The sequence below is a fragment of the Sphingomonas gei genome (genome assembly GCF_004792685.1).
Classification (GTDB): domain Bacteria; phylum Pseudomonadota; class Alphaproteobacteria; order Sphingomonadales; family Sphingomonadaceae; genus Sphingomonas; species Sphingomonas gei.
This window is the reverse complement of record NZ_SRXT01000008.1, coordinates 80,718-99,011: the sequence shown is the minus strand read 5'-3', so window position 1 is coordinate 99,011 and position 18,294 is coordinate 80,718. Positions and strand designations below refer to the sequence as shown.

Annotated in this window: 17 protein-coding genes; 8 read left to right on the top strand and 9 right to left on the bottom strand. The window is 67.3% G+C overall.

Annotated features, from left to right (window positions below; genetic code table 11):
* Positions 1 to 37: 37 nt before the first annotated feature.
* Entirely contained in the window at positions 38 to 304 is a 267-nt protein-coding gene (locus E5A73_RS19185; protein WP_135965461.1) for an FAD assembly factor SdhE, read from the bottom strand.
* A gap of 70 nt (positions 305 to 374) precedes the next feature.
* Between E5A73_RS19185 and recG the strand changes: the two genes are divergently transcribed.
* A complete protein-coding gene (gene recG, locus E5A73_RS19180; RefSeq protein ID WP_135965460.1) occupies positions 375 to 2,435 on the top strand; it encodes an ATP-dependent DNA helicase RecG in 2,061 nt (686 codons plus the stop codon).
* 6 nt (positions 2,436 to 2,441) lie between these two features.
* On the opposite strand, the gene E5A73_RS19175 is transcribed toward recG, so the two are convergent.
* On the bottom strand, positions 2,442 to 2,765 hold the full coding sequence (locus E5A73_RS19175; protein ID WP_240700278.1) for a PilZ domain-containing protein: 324 nt from the start codon (positions 2,763 to 2,765) through the stop codon (positions 2,442 to 2,444).
* A gap of 99 nt (positions 2,766 to 2,864) precedes the next feature.
* Complete coding sequence (gene tyrS, locus E5A73_RS19170; RefSeq protein WP_135965459.1) at positions 2,865 to 4,091, bottom strand: tyrosine--tRNA ligase; 1,227 nt, start codon at positions 4,089 to 4,091, stop codon at positions 2,865 to 2,867.
* 32 nt (positions 4,092 to 4,123) lie between these two features.
* Between tyrS and E5A73_RS19165 the strand changes: the two genes are divergently transcribed.
* Positions 4,124 to 4,663 carry a DOMON-like domain-containing protein gene (locus E5A73_RS19165; RefSeq protein ID WP_168356005.1) on the top strand — a complete coding sequence of 180 codons (540 nt, stop codon included), beginning with the start codon at positions 4,124 to 4,126 and terminating at the stop codon, positions 4,661 to 4,663.
* A 4-nt stretch (positions 4,664 to 4,667) separates the two neighbouring features.
* Here the strand turns inward: E5A73_RS19165 and E5A73_RS19160 are convergent, their stop codons facing one another.
* Positions 4,668 to 5,120 carry a DUF4126 family protein gene (locus tag E5A73_RS19160; protein WP_135965457.1) on the bottom strand — a complete coding sequence of 151 codons (453 nt, stop codon included), beginning with the start codon at positions 5,118 to 5,120 and terminating at the stop codon, positions 4,668 to 4,670.
* 98 nt (positions 5,121 to 5,218) lie between these two features.
* Here E5A73_RS19160 and E5A73_RS19155 point away from each other — a divergent pair, with 98 nt between their 5' ends.
* The 4 genes from E5A73_RS19155 to E5A73_RS19140 are packed head-to-tail and all read left to right on the top strand — an operon-like array spanning position 5,219 to position 10,175.
* The gene (locus tag E5A73_RS19155) at positions 5,219 to 6,415 is read left to right on the top strand and encodes an exo-beta-N-acetylmuramidase NamZ family protein (protein ID WP_135965456.1); all 1,197 of its coding nucleotides are present in this window, start codon (positions 5,219 to 5,221) and stop codon (positions 6,413 to 6,415) included.
* Between the two features lie 36 nt (positions 6,416 to 6,451).
* Positions 6,452 to 7,627, top strand: a complete 1,176-nt coding sequence (locus E5A73_RS19150) for a hypothetical protein (protein ID WP_135965455.1) — start codon at positions 6,452 to 6,454, stop codon at positions 7,625 to 7,627.
* 35 nt (positions 7,628 to 7,662) lie between these two features.
* Complete coding sequence (locus E5A73_RS19145; protein WP_135965454.1) at positions 7,663 to 8,781, top strand: DUF2336 domain-containing protein; 1,119 nt, start codon at positions 7,663 to 7,665, stop codon at positions 8,779 to 8,781.
* Complete coding sequence (locus E5A73_RS19140) at positions 8,778 to 10,175, top strand: sensor histidine kinase (protein WP_135965453.1); 1,398 nt, start codon at positions 8,778 to 8,780, stop codon at positions 10,173 to 10,175. Before E5A73_RS19145 ends, E5A73_RS19140 begins: the two co-directional genes overlap by 4 nt.
* 39 nt (positions 10,176 to 10,214) lie before the next feature.
* Here E5A73_RS19140 and E5A73_RS19135 read toward each other — a convergent pair whose 3' ends face one another.
* Positions 10,215 to 10,526 (bottom strand): hypothetical protein, encoded by a 312-nt coding sequence (locus tag E5A73_RS19135; RefSeq protein ID WP_135965452.1) that lies wholly within the window; start codon positions 10,524 to 10,526, stop codon positions 10,215 to 10,217.
* Positions 10,527 to 10,671: 145 nt separating this feature from the next.
* Between E5A73_RS19135 and E5A73_RS19130 the strand changes: the two genes are divergently transcribed.
* Complete coding sequence (locus E5A73_RS19130; protein ID WP_135965451.1) at positions 10,672 to 11,532, top strand: LysR family transcriptional regulator; 861 nt, start codon at positions 10,672 to 10,674, stop codon at positions 11,530 to 11,532.
* A gap of 3 nt (positions 11,533 to 11,535) precedes the next feature.
* On the opposite strand, the gene E5A73_RS19125 is transcribed toward E5A73_RS19130, so the two are convergent.
* The 3 genes from E5A73_RS19125 to gltX all read right to left on the bottom strand — a co-directional run bounded on the left by E5A73_RS19125 (position 11,536) and on the right by gltX (position 15,391).
* Positions 11,536 to 12,579 carry an AI-2E family transporter gene (locus tag E5A73_RS19125; protein WP_135965450.1) on the bottom strand — a complete coding sequence of 348 codons (1,044 nt, stop codon included), beginning with the start codon at positions 12,577 to 12,579 and terminating at the stop codon, positions 11,536 to 11,538.
* Between the two features lie 72 nt (positions 12,580 to 12,651).
* On the bottom strand, positions 12,652 to 13,935 hold the full coding sequence (locus E5A73_RS19120) for a citrate synthase (protein WP_135965449.1): 1,284 nt from the start codon (positions 13,933 to 13,935) through the stop codon (positions 12,652 to 12,654).
* Between the two features lie 25 nt (positions 13,936 to 13,960).
* Positions 13,961 to 15,391, bottom strand: coding sequence for a glutamate--tRNA ligase (gene gltX / locus E5A73_RS19115; protein ID WP_135965448.1), 1,431 nt, complete (start codon positions 15,389 to 15,391; stop codon positions 13,961 to 13,963).
* A gap of 79 nt (positions 15,392 to 15,470) precedes the next feature.
* On the opposite strand from gltX, the gene E5A73_RS19110 reads away from it, so the two are divergent.
* On the top strand, positions 15,471 to 17,606 hold the full coding sequence (locus tag E5A73_RS19110) for a ComEC/Rec2 family competence protein (protein WP_135965522.1): 2,136 nt from the start codon (positions 15,471 to 15,473) through the stop codon (positions 17,604 to 17,606).
* Here the strand turns inward: E5A73_RS19110 and lexA are convergent.
* Positions 17,600 to 18,277 carry a transcriptional repressor LexA gene (lexA, locus tag E5A73_RS19105; RefSeq protein ID WP_135965447.1) on the bottom strand — a complete coding sequence of 226 codons (678 nt, stop codon included), beginning with the start codon at positions 18,275 to 18,277 and terminating at the stop codon, positions 17,600 to 17,602. The genes E5A73_RS19110 and lexA overlap by 7 nt on opposite strands.
* Positions 18,278 to 18,294 lie beyond the last annotated feature (17 nt).

Sequence of the window (18,294 nt, the reverse complement as noted above, 5' to 3'; positions counted from 1 at the left end):
CTGTGGCCCGAGACCCCGGCCTTCGCCGGGGTGACGGTTAGTTGGAAATCGGTACGTAATTCAACGTCTTAAGCGCGTGCATTATCGTGCCTTCGTAGCGTTCGGGCACGTCGGCAGTGCCCATCGCCCAGGCCATGATGTCGACATCCTGCTCCTCGATCAGCGTTTCGAACAAGTCGATCTCAGCATTGTCCCAGCCCTCGGCATGCGCGTCGAAGAAGCCGCCGACCAGCAGATCGGCTTCCTTGACGCCGCGGTGCCAGGCGCGGAAGCGCAGGCGCTTGAGGCGATGTTCGCGGTCCACAGAATCTCCAACGCAAATCGGCCGGCGGCGCTTTGAGCGACCGCCAGCTTCGGTGTAGGGCCAGATAGACATGCGGCCGGACATTCTCAATCCACTGTTCGCGGAAGTGACCGCGTTGAAGGGCATCGGCCCAGGGCTCGCCAAGCCGCTGGAGCGGCTCGGGCTGGCGCGGGCGGTGGATGTCGCCTTCCATCTGCCGACCGGATTCATCGATCGCATGCCGCGCGAGGAACTCGACGCCGCCGATGCAGGGCGGATCATCGCGATCACGCTGACCGCAGTGAATTATCGTTTCGGCGGGAGCGCGCGGGCACCGGCACGGGTGCAGGCGGTGGATGCGAAAGGCAATTACGTCAGCCTGGTGTTTTTCGGGGGCAATTCGGGCTGGGCGAAGAAATTGCTGCCGCTGAACGAGCCGCGCTTCGTTTCGGGAAAGCTCGAAACCTATGGCCAGGAGTTGCAGATCGTCCATCCCGATCTTGTCCTGCCGCTCGAGGAAGCGCAGTCGGTGGGCCGCGAGGCGGTGTATCCGTGTTCCGAAGGGATCACGTCGAAACGGATCGGCGCGCTGGCGACGCAGGCCCTCGAGCGCGCGCCGGAATTGCCCGAGTGGATCGAGCCGAGCCTGAGGGCGAAGCATGGCTGGGCTGGCTGGCGCGAGGCGCTGACGGCGATTCACGCCGATCCGGCCGACGCCAAGGCACGCGAGCGGCTGGCTTATGACGAGATCTTCGCCAACCAATTGGCGCTGCTGCTGGTGCGCGGCGAGGCGCGCTCGAAGCGCGGGCGGCCGCTTGCCGGCGACGGGCGGCTGCGCGATGGACTGAAGCTGCCTTATACACCGACCGGCGCGCAATCGCGGACGATCCGCGAGATCGAAGGCGATATGGCGCAGAGCCAGCCGATGCTGCGGCTGCTCCAGGGCGATGTCGGCTCGGGCAAGACCCTAGTGGCGACGATGGCGCTGCTGGTGGCGGCGGAAGCGGGTGCGCAGGGGGCGATGCTGGCGCCGACCGAGATCCTGGCGCGCCAGCATTTCGAGACACTTACGCGGATGCTCTCTGGGCTGGATGTAAGAGTGGCGATCCTCACCGGGCGCGACAAGGGCAAGGTTCGCGAGGCGACCTTGATGGGGCTTGCCGACGGTTCGATCGACATATTGGTCGGCACCCACGCCATCTTCCAGGAGGGCGTGCGCTACAAGGATCTCGGGCTGGTGGTGGTCGACGAGCAGCATCGCTTCGGCGTCGCCGAGCGGCTGATGCTCCAGTCCAAGGCGCAAGTGCCGCCGCATCTGCTGGTGATGACCGCGACGCCGATCCCGCGCACGCTCCAGCTCGCGACGCATGGCGAAATGGACGTCAGCCGGCTCGACGAGATGCCGCCGGGGCGCGAGCCGATCGATACCAGCGTGATCTCTGAAGATCGGCTGAGCGAGATCGTCGCGGCGCTGGGGCGGCACCTCGAATCGGGCAAGCAGGCTTATTGGGTGTGCCCTTTGGTCGAGGAGAGCGAGAAGGTCGACCTCGCCGCCGCCGAGCAGCGCGCGGCGGAGCTGCAATTGCGGTTCGGCGACAAGGTCGGACTGGTGCACGGGCGGATGAAGGGGCCCGAGAAGGACGCGGTGATGGCCCGCTTCGCCGGTGGCGGCATCGGCGTGCTGGTGGCGACGACGGTGATCGAGGTCGGTGTCGACGTGCCCAATGCGACCCTGATCGTGATCGAGCATGCCGACCGCTTCGGGCTGGCCCAGCTTCACCAGCTGCGCGGACGGGTCGGGCGGGGCGGGGGCAAGTCGCATTGCGTATTGCTGCGCGGGGCGGGGCTGAGCGAGACGTCCCGGGCGCGACTGGCACTGATGCGCGATACCAATGACGGGTTTCTGATCGCGGAGCGCGACCTCGAGCTGCGCGGCGGCGGCGAATTGCTGGGAACGCGGCAATCGGGCGAGCAGACCTTCCGGCTGGCTACCCCCGAGATGATGCAGGCGCTGATCGTCGCGGCCAATGCCGATGCGCGATTGCTGGTGGACCAGGATCGCGGGTTGAAGACCGCACGCGGGGAGGCGGCGCGGACGGCGTTGTATCTGTTCGAGCGCGATGCGGCGGTGGCGTTGCTGCGAGCGGGATGAACGGAGTTATTTGCCCTTCAGCAGCCCCGCGATGAGTTCGTAATAGGTCGCCAGGTCAATCGCCGGATCGAACTGGCAGCCGAGCCGGCCGCCGAGCCACCAGCGGACTTCCGCCACCACCGCGCCTGCCACCGGCAACACGATGCGCAGGCGATCGCCGGTCTCGAACGGAGTCTCGCACCGCGCCATCAGCCCGTGCGCCGAAATGTTGACGACCAGGAAGCTGAGCTGGCGGGCATCGGGGCCGAAGGCGCGCGCGCGGTAATGCACGTCGTCGCGCATCTCCTGCCGGTCGTCGGCGATGGCCAGATTGCCGATGGTCAAACCCACACGCGCCTCGCTTACTCTAGAGGTACGCGTGACTTGATATCCGCCCCGTGTGAATTCCCTTGAAACAAAGCTGCTTAACAGGGATTTACGGGCGCACGCTCAGGAGAGGACGAGCAGCCCGTGCTTCTTCTTGCCGAAACTGATCTTGACCTGGCCCGTGACAGCCACGCTCGCCATCGGATCGCTTACCGGCTGGTCGTCGAGCTTGATCGCGCCCTCGGCGATCTTGCGACGTGCTTCGCCCTTGGAGGCGCACAGCCCGAGCCCGACCAGCGCATCGACGATGAGGATGCTGCCGCCGGGCACGGCGAAGCTCGGCAGCGCCTCGCCGGCGGCGCCTTCCTCGAAGGTCCGGCGCGCGGTTTCGGCGGCTTCGGCGGCAGCGGCGGGGCCGCGGCACATCGCAGTCGCTTCGTTGGCGAGGATCTTCTTGGCTTCGTTGATCTCGGCGCCTTCGAGCGCTTCGAGCCGAGCGATCTCGTCGAGCGGGAGGTCGGTGAACAGGCGGAGGAAGCGGCCGACGTCGCGATCGTCGGTGTTCCGCCAGAACTGCCAGTAATTGTAATGCGATAGCTGCTCGGGGTTGAGCCACACCGCGCCCGACATGGTCTTGCCCATCTTGCCGCCGTCCGCCGTGGTGATCAGCGGGGTGGTGACGCCGTACACTTCGGTGCCGTCGACGCGGCGGGACAGCTCGATGCCGTTGACGATGTTGCCCCATTGGTCCGAGCCGCCCAGCTGCAGCCGGCAGGCCTGGCGCCGCGACAGCTCGAGGAAGTCGTAGGCCTGGAGGATCATGTAGTTGAATTCGAGGAATGACAGCGACTGTTCGCGATCGAGCCGCAGCTTGACCGAGTCGAAACTGAGCATCCGGTTAACCGAGAAATGCTGGCCGTAATCGCGCAGGAACGGCAGGTATTCGAGCGCGTCGAGCCATTCGGCATTGTCGAGCATCACCGCGTCGGCGGGGCCGTCGCCGAAGGTGAGGAAGTTCTCGAACACGGTCTTGATAGAGGCTATGTTGCCCGAAATCGTCTCTTCGGTCAGCAGCTTGCGGGCTTCGTCCTTGAAGCTGGGATCGCCGACCTTGCCGGTGCCGCCGCCCATCAGCACGATCGGCTTGTGGCCTGCCTGCTGGAGCCGGCGGAGCAGCATGATCTGGACGAGGCTGCCGACATGGAGCGACGGCGCGGTCGGATCGAAGCCGATATAGCCGGGAACGACCTGGCGCGCGGCAAGGGCATCCAGCCCCTGGGGGTCGGTAACCTGGTGGATATAGCCGCGCGAAGAGAGCAGGCGGAGCAGATCGGACTGGTATTCGGTCATGATGCCGCGCCGCCTAGCATGGAGGAAGTGAATTGGGGAGAGGATTGGGCAATGGGACGCTGGTGCCGCATCCCGATTTCGTGCCCGTATCGGTGCGCGGCATCGATGTGATGCTGGCATGCGGCGGCGACGGCCGGTGGCTGGTCGAATATCGCGTCGATGGCGGGGAGGATCTGGTGATCCCGGCGACCGGGCAGGCGCGGCGCGCCGACGAATTGTGGAAACATACCTGCTTCGAACTGTTCGTCCGGCCGGAGGACGGCGAAGGCTATTACGAATTCAACTTCGCCCCGTCGGGCGAATGGGCGGCCTACCGTTTCACCGGCTATCGCGCGGGCATGGCCGAACTGCCGCTGAGCGTGCCGGCGATCGAATATTGGGGCGGCGAGATGCGCGCGGCGGTAGACCTGTCAGGGCTTCCCGACGGCGACTGGTGCGTCGGTGTGACGGCGGTGATCGAGGAGGCGGGCGGCAAGCGCTCCTTCTGGTCGCTCGCGCATCCGGCAGGCAAACCCGATTTCCATCATGAGGCCGGGTTCGCTTGGGAAGTGCCGGCGGACGCGCGCGCTTGAGCCGTCAGGATAGCGGCGCGTGCACCGCGGCGAGAGCGGCCGACGCGACGATTGCATCCTCCGCGAACCCCGTCGAGGTCTGGCCATGGTCGCGCATCGCCCGCATCCGCAGGGCGAAGCTGACATAAGAGGCGATCACCGCGGTGGCGCCGGTAACCACCGCGGCGGCGAAGCGCTGGTTTCGCGGGGCGAGCGCCATCCCGGCGAACGCAGCGTTGAGGCTGCGGATCACCACCGCGGGCGGGATGATCCGGTCAGGCGCGGCCTTTTGCTTGTCGCCGACCAGTTCATAGGTCGCGAGCGCGGTGGTGCCGAGCGACACCAGAGGATGGGCGAGGAAGCGGGGGGCGCCATTGTCCGCCGGCAGCTGGCCGGCGCGCGCCGCATTGGCGACCATGGCGAGCGGCATCATCGATCGCGATCCCGCGACTATTCCGATGAGGATCGAACGGATCATGGACTTGGCTCCCGGCAAAGGTGGAGCGGGCTCAACCGATGAGACGGCGCGATGATCCGGCTTGCGTCGCACTGCAACTCGCGGCACCTCGCTTTCCCATGAAATTCGGTATCGATCGGCTGCTCGCCGACCCTGAACTGCGCAAGCCTCTCGAAGGAAAGCGGGTGGCCCTGCTTGCGCACCCCGCCTCGGTCACCGCGGACCTCACGCATTCGCTCGACGCGCTGGTCGCGACCGGGCTCAATGTCTCGGCGGTGTTCGGGCCGCAGCACGGGGTGCGCGGCGACCTGCAGGACAACATGATGGAGTCGCCCGACTATACCGACCCGACCTACGGCATGCCGGTATTCAGCCTGTACGGCGAAGTACGCCGGCCGACGGGGCAGTCGATGGGGACGTTTGACGTGATTCTTGTCGACCTGCAGGATGTCGGCTGCCGAATCTACACCTTCGTGACCACCTTGCTCTACATACTCGAAGCCGCAGCGATGCATGGCAAGGAAGTGTGGGTGCTCGACCGGCCCAACCCGGCGGGGCGGCCGATCGAAGGACTGACCTTGCTGTCCGGCTGGGAGAGCTTCGTCGGGGCGGGGCCGATGCCGATGCGGCACGGCATGACGCTGGGCGAAATGGGCGCTTGGTTCATCGACCATTTCAAACTCGATGTCGCATACCGCGTTATCGCGATGGAGGGCTGGGCGCCCGAGACGGGGCCCGGCTTCGGCTGGCCCGCCGAGCGGCCGTGGATCAACCCTAGCCCGAATGCCGCCAATGTGAACATGGCCCGGGCCTATGCCGGCACGGTGATGCTCGAGGGCACGACCCTGTCCGAGGGGCGCGGGACGACTCGGCCGCTCGAGCTGTTCGGGGCGCCGGACCTGGACGCCAAGGCAGTGATTGTCGAGATGCGGCGTCTTGCGCCCGATTGGCTGACCGGCTGCACGCTGCGCGACTTCTGGTTCCAGCCGACCTTTCACAAGCATGTCGGGCAGCTCTGCTCGGGCGTGTTCCTTCACGCCGAGGGGCCTGCTTATGATCATGCGGCATTCCAGCCATGGCGGCTGCAGGCATTGGGCTTCAAGGCGATCCTGCGGCTCGCGCCCGATTACTCGCTGTGGCGCGACTTCCCTTACGAATATGTCTTCGACAAATTGGCGATCGACGTGATCAACGGCGGCCCGGGCCTGCGCGAATGGGTCGAGGATTCGGGTGCCGGGGCAGGCGATCTCGACGCGATAACACGTCCTGACGAGGGGGCCTGGGCCGAGGTGCGGCAGCCTTTCCTGCTGTACTGATTGCGCAGGACGGCTCGAGGCCCTAACCACCCCTACATGCTGGCGGGGCTGATTTTTGCGATCGAGGAGGCGAACGACCGTCCGGGGACGCTCGTCGCAACGCTGCCGTTCGGCGGCATGACTTTGCTCGAATATCAGGTCCGGCTGCTCATTGGCGCGGGTGCGGAGCAGGTGCTGGTCGCGGTCGGGCGGATGACGCCGGCGCTGCTCGCCGCGGTCAACCGCGCGGGCCGGCGCGACGTCAGCGTCGAGATCGTGCGCTCGGCCGAGGAAGCCGCCGAGAAGATCGGCGAAGGTGCACGCGTGCTGGTCATGGCCGACGGCCTGGTCACCACCGATCCGGTGATGGACCGGATGGGGCACGAAGGCCCCGAGGCTTTGCTCGTCACCGACGATGCCGGCTCGCCTGCCGCGATCGAGCGGCTCGACATGCGCGATTGCTGGGCGGGGGTTGCTCGCATCTCGGTCGGCCAGCTCGGGCAGATCGCGCAGATGCCCGAAGATTACGATTTCCAGTCTGCGCTGCTCCGCGTCGCGGCGCAATCGGGCGCCGAGCATATTCCACTCACCGCGGGCTGGCTGCGCAGCGGCCATGCCGTCGAGCACAGCGCCGAGGGCCTTGCCGCGCGCAATACCGGGGTGCTCGCCGCGCTGACCGAGCGCCGCATCGACTGGGCCGATCGCTGGCTGTTCACGCGCATCGCACGGATGGCACTGCCCGAATTGGTCGCGCGCAACTTCCCCGCCTGGGGGCTGCAGGCGGCCGGCGGGGTGCTCGCGCTGCTCTCGCTGGCGGCGATCGGCTACGATTGGGAAGGAGTCGGGCTGATTGCCGCGCTGCTTTCGGCGGCGGTGCTGGCGACTGGTGGCGCGATGGCCGCGCTTCGCGGAGAGGAACGACGCGCGCGCCGCGTCGAATCGGCGCTGCTGGCACTGTTCGGCGGCGTCGCGCTAGGCTGCGGCTGGATGGAGCGCGTCCGGCTCGACACTTCTACGCCGCTGGTGCTCGCGCTTGTGGCGCTCGCCGCGCAATTGCTGGTCGAGCGCACGCCTTCGCGCCACCGCCGCTGGTGGGCGAGTCCCTCGGCGCATTTGCTTCTGCTGACGCCCTTTGCGCTGGCGGGGCTTGTCCAGCTCGGGCTCGCCGCGGCCGCATTGTACGCGTTTGCCACGCTCGCTGCAGCGATTGAGGGCACGCGCGAAAAAGCTTAGCTTCGCTTTAATCACAATCCGCTTATCAGGGGCCGATGTCGGATAACCCCGTCGACACGAACCCCGGCGCCAAGGCCGGCGCCACCCCGCTGCTCGCGTCCGCGACGGCTGCGGAGACGCGCGTCCCGCTCGCACTGGCCGTGGCGATCGACGATTTCTTCCTTCCCGACGAGGGGCGGCTGGACGAGCGGACGCGCATTGCGCTGGCGTTGCTGCTCCGTGCGCTGATCGACACGATCGAGGCCGACATCCGCGAACATGGCGCCCAATCGCTGAGTTCGCGCGGCGAAAGCCGGCTCGCGGCATCGGTACTGCGGACCGAGGCGGGGGTGTTCGAGAGGCTGTTCCATTCGGGGCTGCTCCGCGACGCCGGGCTGATGGCCGAGCTGATCGCGCGCGTGCGCCAGGACGCGATTGCGGCGGCGCTGCCGATGAGTGCTCCCGACGATCCCCGGCGCCCGAGCCTGGTCAATCGATTCGTCCAAGATCCCGATCGCGCGCTCGCCGGCGGCGCAATGGCGGTTCTGGTAGCCGAAAGTCGGCGCCGCGGCGGTCCCGATGTGGCACAGCTCACCTATACCGACTTGCCTGCCGAGCTGCATCACCGGCTGGTCTGGTGGGTGACGGCGGCACTGCGCGAACGCATCGGCGATGTCGCCGACGGCGCATTGCCGGCGCTCGACCGCGCGCTTTCGGACGCAGCGCAGCGCAGCCTCGCCGCATATGACGAAGGCGGTCGGCTCGAGGCGGCGGCGATGCGCTTCGCCGCGGCGATCGACGCCCCGGCCGACTCATTGCCGCAATTGCTCGTCGAGGCGCTCGGCGACCGCCGCATCGTATTGTTCATCGCCCTGCTCGCGCATGCGCTGGGCGTCGGCTATCCGCTGGCGCGCGAGATCGTCCTCGATTCGACCGCCGAGCGGCTGTGGTTGGCGCTGCGCGCGCTCGACCTTGGCCGCGAGACCGTGGCCCAGATCGGCTTCGCGCTGTGTGAGGCCGATCCGCGCCGCAATGTCGAGCGCTTCGCCGACCGACTCGATTCGATCATCGCCATCCCGGTCGACGATGCGCGCGAGGCAATCGCGCCGCTGCGGCTCGATCCCGATTATCGCGCCGCGATGCTGGCGCTCGCGCGCACGAGGGCCGCGGCATGAACGCACTCGATCGCGCGCTTCCCGTCGCCTGCGGACGTCTCGACCGCGAGGGGCGGCTGATCGACGCCGAGCCCCGGCTGGCCGAGCTCAATCAGCGCGCCGGCGGCGAGCCGGGGGCGCCGCTGGCGGTGCCGCAGATCGCCACGCTGGCGCGGCTCGCCCAGCGGCTGGGTATCGCGATCTCGCGCAACGTCGTCGCCGCCGATGGCGAGGACGATCTCGATCTGTGGGTCCGCGCCGAGCCGGAGGACGGCGGCGTTCGACTCGAAGTGAGCGGCTGGCGCCAGCGCCCGGCGTGGCGGGCGACGGCGAGCGATTTCGAGCGCGAAGGCGATTTCTTCCGCTCGGCCGCCGACTGGCTGTGGGAAACCGACGCGTCGCTGCGAATCACCTTCCTCTCGATCGAGGCGGGAGACCGTTATGGTTTCGATTCGAGCACGATGCTCGGCCAGCCGCTGACCCGGCTGTTCCGGCTCGAGCAGGACGAAAGCGGCAATCTGCCGATTCTCGACGCAGTGGCGGCGCATGCGCAGTTCGACGGACAGAAGGCCGAGATCCGCGGCAGCGGGCGTATGGCAAGGCTGGCCGCCACGCCGCGCAGCGATCCGGGCGGACGCTTCGCGGGCTTTGTCGGCGCGACGCACATGCTCGACGCACCGCTGCCGCCCGAGCTCGGGCCCGATGCACCGCTGCCCGCGCCGGCCGCGGCGTTCGGCGGCTTCCCCGATTCGTTCAGCCAGCGGCTGGATCGTGCGCTGCGCGGGCCGCTCGGCAAGATCATCGCAAATGCCGACAGCATCAGCGCGCAGCTGGATGGTCCGCTCAAGGCCGATTACGCCGAATATGCCAGCGACATCGCCAATGCCGGCCGCCATCTGCTCGGGCTCGTCGAGGATCTGGTCGACCTTCAGGCGATCGAGCGTGACGATTTCGCGATAGCGCCAGAGCCGCTCGACCTTGCCGACGTGGCCCGGCGGGCGTCGGGGCTGCTCGGCGTGCGCGCTGCGCAAACCGAGGTGCGGATCGACAAGCCGCCGCTTGACGAGGTGTTGCCGGTAACGGGTGAATTTCGCCGGGCGCTGCAGGTGCTGGTCAATCTGATCGGCAATGCAGTGCGCTATTCGCCGCCGGGCGCGATGGTGTGGATCCGGCTCGAGCGTGACGGTGACCGGGGCTGCGTCATCGTGGCCGATCAGGGGAAGGGAATCGCACCCGAGGACCATGCGCGGATCTTCGAGAAGTTCGGTCGAGTCGACGATACCGAGCCGGGCGGTTCGGGCCTTGGGCTCTATATCGCACGGCGACTCGCCCGGGCGATGGGCGGCGACCTGACCGTCGACAGCGCGCCGGGAATGGGCGCACGGTTCCTTTTCAGCCTGCCCTGGCGGGGGTGAGCGAGGCGCCGCCGAGATCGGCAGGCGCCCCGTTCGGAGTTAGCGGCGGCGGCAGACCGTCACGCGGTGGCCACGGCGCCACTCGTTCCAGCAGGCGCGGCGCGAACGGTGGCCGCGATAGTGACGGCCACGGTCATAGCCGCGCCCGCGATCCCAGTTGCGGTCGCGGCGATCGCCGCGGTAGCGCCGGTCGTTCCGAAAGCGGCGGTCGTCGCGATCGCGATAGCCATAGTCCTGCACCGCGGCGCTGGCGGCGACCATGGTGACCGGGGCCGCACTTGCGGCGGTGGTGGTGCCGGTGACGCCGGTGAGCGCGAGCGCGGCGGCGGCGATGATCTTGGCAATCCTCATCTTGGGTTCTCCTCTTATCCCGCAGAAAGGAGAAATTAAGCCGGGTTAGACTTCGCGTTGCTGAATCGGATTGTAGTCTCCCGTACAGATTCGAGTGGAGCTCCGCGAACTGGCTTCAGCCATTAGATCAGCTTATGGGCGAGCGATGGTCCGCCCGCATCTGCCGCTCAACGCGCTGCGCGCATTCGAGGCGTCGGCACGGCATCTTTCCTTCACCCGCGCCGCGATCGAGCTGTGCGTGACGCAGGCGGCGGTGAGCCATCAGGTCAAGGCGCTCGAGACGCGGCTGGGCGTGCAATTGTTTCGCCGATTGCCGCGCGGGCTCGCTTTGACCGACGAGGGCGTGACGCTGCAGCCGGCGCTGGCGGAGAGCTTCGACCGGATCGCCGAACTGTTCGAGGGGATCGCTGGCGGCGAGGCGACGCAATTGCTGTCGGTCGCGGCAGTAGGGACCTTCGCGACCGGCTGGCTGCTGCCGCGGCTCCCGACGTTTCGCGCGGCGCATCCGCGTGTCGATCTGCGGCTGTTCACCAACAACAACCGAGTCGACCTGGCCGGCGAGGGGCTCGATTACGCAATTCGCTTCGGTGACGGGGCGTGGCACGCGACACAGGCTGTGCCGCTGATGGCGGCGCCGCTGACTCCGCTGTGCACGCCGGCGATGGCGCGCGGGCTGGGCGAACCGCGTGATTTGCTGGGGGTGTCGCTGCTGCGCTCGTATCGGGCGGACGAATGGACGCGCTGGTTCGAGGCTGCGGGAGTGGCGGTGCCTCCGCTCAGAGGGCCGGTATTCGATTCGTCGCTCGCGATGGCCGAGGCGGCGATGCAGGGGGCGGGCGTGGCGCTGGCGCCGGCGGTGATGCTGGGGCGGGCGATCGACGACGGATCGTTGGTTCGGCCGTTCGCGCTCGAAGTGGTGACCGGCCGCTATTGGCTGACCTGGCTCACGTCGCGCGCGCCAAGTCCCGCGATGACGGCGTTTCACGGTTGGATCATGGGCACCTGAGGTTCAGTCGAGCCATTCGCGTATGGCGATGAGCAAAGCGGTCATGATCACCGGCCCGACGAAAAGCCCAACGAGCCCCATGCTCCCGATTCCGCCGAAGATGCCGATCAGCGCGAGAAGGAAGGGGAGCTGCGCGCGGCGACCGATCAGCGCAGGCTGAACGATATTGTCGCCGATCAGCATCACTGCGGCACCGTAAATGAAGACCAGAGCCGCGGCGACGGTGGAGCCTTCAACGAGGAGCACCGCGGCGGCGATGCTGAAGACGAACCAGGCGCCGAAAGGCAGCATCGCGAATGCGGCGGTCATCAGTGCAAACAACACCGGCTTGGGAACCCCGGCGACGGCATACCCCACGCCGATCAGCGCACCCTCGGCGAGCGCGACGAAGACCGTGCCGACCACCGTCACGCGGATGGCATCGACCATGCGTTCGGCAAACGCATCACCGTCGCGACCGACGCTGCGGGCGACAAGCTCCATGCCGCGCGCGCCAATCGCCGCGCCCCGATGCAACAGCGTGAACAACGCGACCAGCGTAACGAAGAGCAGCAGCGAGCCCTGGGCGAGCTGGAGCGCCACATTCTTGGTCCAGGCGAGCACGGTATTGGCGTCGAGTTGGGCGATGAGGCGCCCGGTGCCCGAGGATGTGGCGAGATATTGCTGCCACAGGCCTGTCAGCCGTCCGCCGATCAGCGGTATGCCGGCCAGCCACTGGGGCTGCGGGATCCCGGACGCCTGCGCCTGTTGCAGCCAGGCCATTGCCAGGCCACTCTCCTGCGCGGCTTCGAAGGCGGCGGCGGCGAGAGGGAGCATCAGGACCAGGCCGGTAGCTGCGGTGATACCCAGCGCCGCCCAGACCGGCGTGTTGCCGTGCGAATCGGCACGCATGCCGCGGAGCAGCGGCCAAAGCGCCACTGCGAGGACGAGCGCCCACAGCAACGAGGTCAGGAAGTCGTGCGCGATCCAGAGGGCAAGCGCCAGCGCTGCCAGCGCGATCCATTTACGGCGCCGCTCGTCCGCTCGCGTCACGCCAGGATCGGGCATAGCTTGGCTCTCCTTGTGGAGGCGTAACGATGCCAGCGTCGGAAAGCTGCCTCAGCTTCCCGACGCCATTTCTCAGCGCTTGTCGACGGGGACGTAATCGCGCTGCGTCGGGCCGGTGTAGAGCTGGCGCGGGCGACCGATCTTCTGCTCGGGATCCGAGATCATCTCGTTCCACTGCGCGACCCAGCCGACGGTGCGGGCGAGCGCGAACAACGCAGTGAACATCGTCGTCGGGAAGCCGATCGCCGAGAGGATCACCCCCGAATAGAAATCGACGTTGGGGAACAGCTTCTTCTCGACGAAATAATCGTCCTTGAGTGCCATTTCCTCGAGCTGGAGCGCGACGTCGAACACCGGATCGGAGACGTTGAGTTCCTTGAACACTTCGCGGACGGTCTTCTGCATCACCGTCGCGCGTGGATCGTAATTCTTGTAGACGCGGTGGCCGAAGCCCATCAGGCGGAACGGATCGTTCTTGTCCTTGGCGCGCGCGATGAACTCGGGAATGCGCTCGGGGCGGCCGATCTCATGGAGCATGTTGAGCGCGGCCTCGTTGGCGCCGCCGTGCGCCGGGCCCCACAGGCAGGCGATGCCCGCCGCAATGCATGCGAACGGGTTGGCGCCCGACGAGCCGGCGAGCCGCACGGTCGAGGTCGACGCGTTCTGCTCGTGATCGGCGTGGAGGATGAAGATGCGGTCGAGCGCCTTTTCCACCACCGGATTGACGACATATTCCTCCGCGGGGACGCCGAAGGTCATCCGCAGGAAGTTGCCGGTGTAGGACAGGCGGTTGTCCGGATAGAGAAACGGCTGGCCGACGCTGTACTTGTACGCCATCGCCGCGATCGTCGGCATCTTGGCGATCAGCCGGTGCGACGCGATCATGCGCTGCTTGGGATCGGTGATGTCGGTCGAATCATGGTAGAAGGCCGAGAGCGCGCCGGCGACGCCGCACATCACCGCCATCGGATGCGCGTCGCGACGGAAGCCGCGATAGAAGGTCGCGAGCTGCTCGTGCAGCATCGTGTGGCGGGTGATCGTGGTGTTGAACTTGGCGAGCTCGTCCTGCCCCGGCAGCTCGCCGTTGAGCATGAGATAGGCGACTTCCATGAAGCTCGACTGCTCGGCAAGCTGCCCGATCGGATAGCCGCGGTGGAGCAGCACGCCCTCGTCGCCATCGATATAGGTCAGGCCCGATTCGCACGATGCAGTCGAAGTGAAGCCGGGGTCGTAGGTGAACGTGCCGGTCTGGGCATAGAGCTTGCGGATGTCGATGACGTCGGGGCCGACGCTGCCCGTGAGGATCGGGTATTCGACTTCCTTACCCGGAACCTGAAGCTTCGCGGTATCGCTCATACACGTCGTCCTTGTCTGGCCCGGATCAGGCGGGCTTGGTCATTTGATCGGCGATTCGGGCCAGGCTTTCCTCCCGCCCCAGCAACGCCAGCACGTCGAATATCCCCGGAGAGGTTCGTCGCCCAACGAGTGCCGCGCGCAAAGGCTGCGCGACGGCGCCGAGCTTGACCCCCGCATCGTCGGCGACGGTGCGTACCGCCGCTTCGAGCGCCTCCGTATCCCAGCTTCGCGCCGCGTCAAGCGCGACATGGATCCGAAACAATAGCGCGGGCGCATCGCCTTCGAGCAACGCCCTGGCACCCTCGTCGAGTTCCAGCGGGCGTGTCCTGAAAAGGAACATCGCGCCGTCGGCGATCTCGTTGAGATTCGCCGCGCGCGGCTTGAGCGAGGGCATCGCCGCGACGAGCAAGGTCGATTGCGATTCCGAGATTTCGAAAGGCAGCCGCGCGGCGACCAATTCGGCGAGCCGCACATCATCGCTGGCGCGGATATAGTGGCCGTTGAGATTTTCGAGCTTCTTGAGATCGAAGCGCGACGGGCTCTTGCCGACGCCGGCGAGATCGAACCATTCGATTGCCTGCTCGCGGCCGATGATCTCGTCGTCGCCATGGCCCCAGCCGAGGCGGAGGAGATAATTGGAGACGGCTTCGGGGAGCAGGCCGAGCTGGTCGCGATAATCATCGACCGCCACTGCGTTCTTGCGCTTCGACATCTTGGTGCCGTCGGGATTGAAGATCAGCGGAATGTGCGCGTAAATCGGCTCGTCCCAGCCCATCGCGCGGTAGATCGGGAGCTGGCGGAAGGCGTTGTTGAGATGGTCGTCGCCGCGGATGACGTGGGTGACGCCCATATCGTGATCGTCGACCACTACCGCGAGCATATAGGTCGGCGTGCCGTCCGAACGGAGCAGGACCATGTCGTCGAGCTCGCTATTGTTGACGGTGACCGCGCCCTGGACCTGATCCTGGATCGTCACGCTGCCCTCGCGCGGCGCTTTGAGGCGGAGGACGAAGGGGGCGCCTTCGGGGGCTTCGCTGGCGTCGCGGTCACGCCAGCGGCCATCATAGCGCAAAGGTTGTTTGTTGGCGCGCTGCTCCGCGCGCATCGTCTCGAGCTCTTCGGAGGTGGCGAAGCATTTATAGGCGTGGCCGTTGGCGAGCATCGCGTGGGCGACCTCGGCGTGGCGCGCGGCACGGGTGGCCTGATAGACTTCCTCGCCGTCCCAATCGAGCCCCAGCCAGCGCATCCCGTCTAGGATCGCCGCAATTGCCGGCTCGGTCGAGCGGGCGCGATCGGTATCCTCGATACGCAACAGGAACTTGCCGCCGTGATGGCGGGCGAACAGCAGGTTGAACAGCGCCGTGCGGGCGCCGCCGATGTGGAGGTACCCGGTAGGCGAGGGCGCGAAGCGCGTGACGACGGGCTTGCCGGCGGCTGTTTCAGACGTTGCGCTCAACCGCGCGTGCTCCCAGACTGTAAAATCGATGGCCAGCTCAGCCGCCGAGGCCCCTAGCACGGGGTTGCCCGCCCTTCAAATGGGGGCGAGGGCGGCGCTTCACCACGGCATTGCCCGCACCGAGGATTGGCTGGAGGCGGAACGCGAGCAGCTGGTGCTGTGGCTGCCGGTGATGCTCGGTGCCGGGATCGCGGCATGGTTCCTGCTGCCCGATGCGCCGCGCTGGATCGGGTTCATCCTGGGCGGCGTTGCGTTGACGATGGTGGCGGTCGCTCTGCCGGGCGGGAGCAGGGCGCCGCGGGTAGTGGCGATTGCGGGATTTGCGCTGGCCGCGGGGTGCGCGCTGATCTGGTGGCGCAGCGAACGCGTTGCTGCGCCGGTTCTCGCGCGGCCGGCGGTGGTGCTCGTCACCGGGCGGGTCGAACGAGTCGAAGAGCTTCCGGCGCGCGACATGGTGCGCGTCACGCTGGCGCCGGTCGGGCATGCCGATCTTCCGCCGCGGCTGCGCATCAACCTCACCACCGCCGACGCAGTGGCGGGAATTGCGCGCGGGGCCGTGATCCGGCTGCGCACGCGGCTGATGCCCCCGCCGACCGCGGCGGTTCCCGGCGCCTATGATTTCGCTCGCGTTGCCTGGTTTGCCCGGTTGGGCGCAACGGGGAAGGGCTTCGGGCCGGTCGAGATCGTCACCGCCGCCGCCGCGCCGAGCGCAGATCTGCGGACGCGTCTCTCGAACCATATCCAGTCGAGAATTGCCGGCAGCGGCGGCGGGATCGCGAGCGCGCTCGCCACCGGCGACCAGGGCGCGATCGCCGAGGAAGATTCGGAGGCGATGCGACGCTCCGGCCTCGCGCATCTGCTCTCGGTGAGCGGATTGCACGTCACTGCCGTGACCGCCGCGGCGATGCTGCTGGTGCTGCGGCTGCTGGCGCTGAGCCCGACGCTCGCCTTGCGCTGGCGATTGCCGCTGGTCGCGGCAGGAGCGGGGGCATTGGCGGCAGTGGGGTACACGTTGCTGACCGGTGCCGAAGTGCCGACGATTCGTTCGTGCGCGGCGGCATTGCTGGTTCTGCTGGCGCTCAGTCTCGGGCGCGAGGCGATTACCCTGCGACTGGTGGCTGCAGGTGCGTTCGTCGTGCTGCTGCTCTGGCCGGAGGCGCTGGCCGGACCCAGCTTTCAGCTCAGCTTCGCCGCAGTGACTGCGATCGTCGCACTGCACGAGAGCCCGCGGGTGCGCGGTTGGTTCAAACCGCGCGAGGAGGGACGCGGGCGGCGATTGCTTCGCGGGCTGTGTTCGCTGCTGCTGACGGGAGTCGCCGTCGAGCTTGCGCTGATGCCGATCGGGCTGTTCCACTTCCACAAAGCGGGCGTCTATGGCGCGCTTGCCAACATCGTCGCGATCCCGCTGACGACCTTCGTGATCATGCCGCTCGAGGCGCTGGCGCTGGCGCTGGACCTGGCGGGGATCGGCGCGCCGGTCTGGTGGCTCACGGCGCAGGCGCTCGATCTGCTGCTGTGGCTGGCACACACGACTGCGTCGGCGCCGGGCGCAGTGGCCGCGTTGCCGGCGATGCCCGGCGGCGCCTATGCGCTGATCGCAGTGGGAGGGCTGTGGGCCGCCTTGTGGCGCACTCGCGTGCGCTGGGCGGGGGCGGCACCGTTCGCGATCGGGCTGGCATGGGCGCTGCTGACGCCGCCGCCCGACCTTCTCGTCACCGGCGACGGCCGGCATCTGGCGATCCGCATGACGAGCGGGGAAATGGCGCTGCTGCGCGACCGCGCTGGCGACTATACCCGCTCGATGCTCGGCGAGAATAGCGGGGCAGAGGAGGCGCAACTCGCCTTGCTGTCCGAATTGCCCGGCGCACGCTGCAGCCCCGATCTCTGCCTCGTCGAAGTCATGGCTGGCGCACGCCGCTGGCGGATCCTCGCCACGCGGAGCGGCTATCTGGTGCCGTGGCGCGAGATGATCGCGGCCTGCGGGTCCGCCGATGTGGTGGTGAGCGAGCGCCGCCTGCCGCCCGGTTGTACGCCGCGCTGGCTGAAGCTCGATCGCGACACGCTGGCGAAAACCGGCGGGTTGGCGATCACCTTCGCCGATGCACGGGTGCGAACCGTCCGGCGCGGTGGATCGCACCCGTGGCTGGATCCATTGACCGTACAGCCACCCTTCACTGCCCCCGACAGCGAGCGGCGGCCGCCGGTCGATCAATAGCGCCGCAATAGCCCCGCTAGCTTACCCTGAACGCGCACCTGATCCGGGCGATAGCGCTGCGCACTATAGTCGCGATTGGCCGGGTCGAGCCTTACCATTGCACCTTCCTTGCGGAAATATTTGAGCGTGGCTTCGGCATCGTCGATCAGCGCGACGATGATCTCGCCGTCGCGTGCGGTCTCGGTGCGGCGGATCAGCGCATAGTCGCCGTCGAGAATGCCTGCCTCGACCATCGAGTCACCCGCAACTTCGAGCGCATAATGCTCGCCTGCGCCCAGCAATGCAGCGGGCACGGGAAGCATGGTCGAGCCTTCGAGCGCTTCGATCGGCGTACCCGCCGCGATGCGGCCGTGAAGCGGGATCTCGACGACGTCGTTGGCCGGCCTCGGCAGCGTTGCGGACGCCGGGCTCGATTTATCACCTTTAGCCGCGGCGGACTTCCTGGTGTCGATGGCTCGCTCGGGCACGCGCAGCACTTCGAGCGCGCGCGCTCGATTGGGCAAGCGACGGATGAACTCACGTTCTTCCAGCGCGCTGATCAGCCGATGCACGCCCGACTTGGATTTGAGATCGAGCGCTTCCTTCATTTCCTCGAACGAAGGCGAAACGCCGGTCTCGGCCAGTCGATCGGCAATGAAGCAGATGAGCTCGTGCTGCTTGCGAGTGAGCATCCAGATTCTCCTGTCCA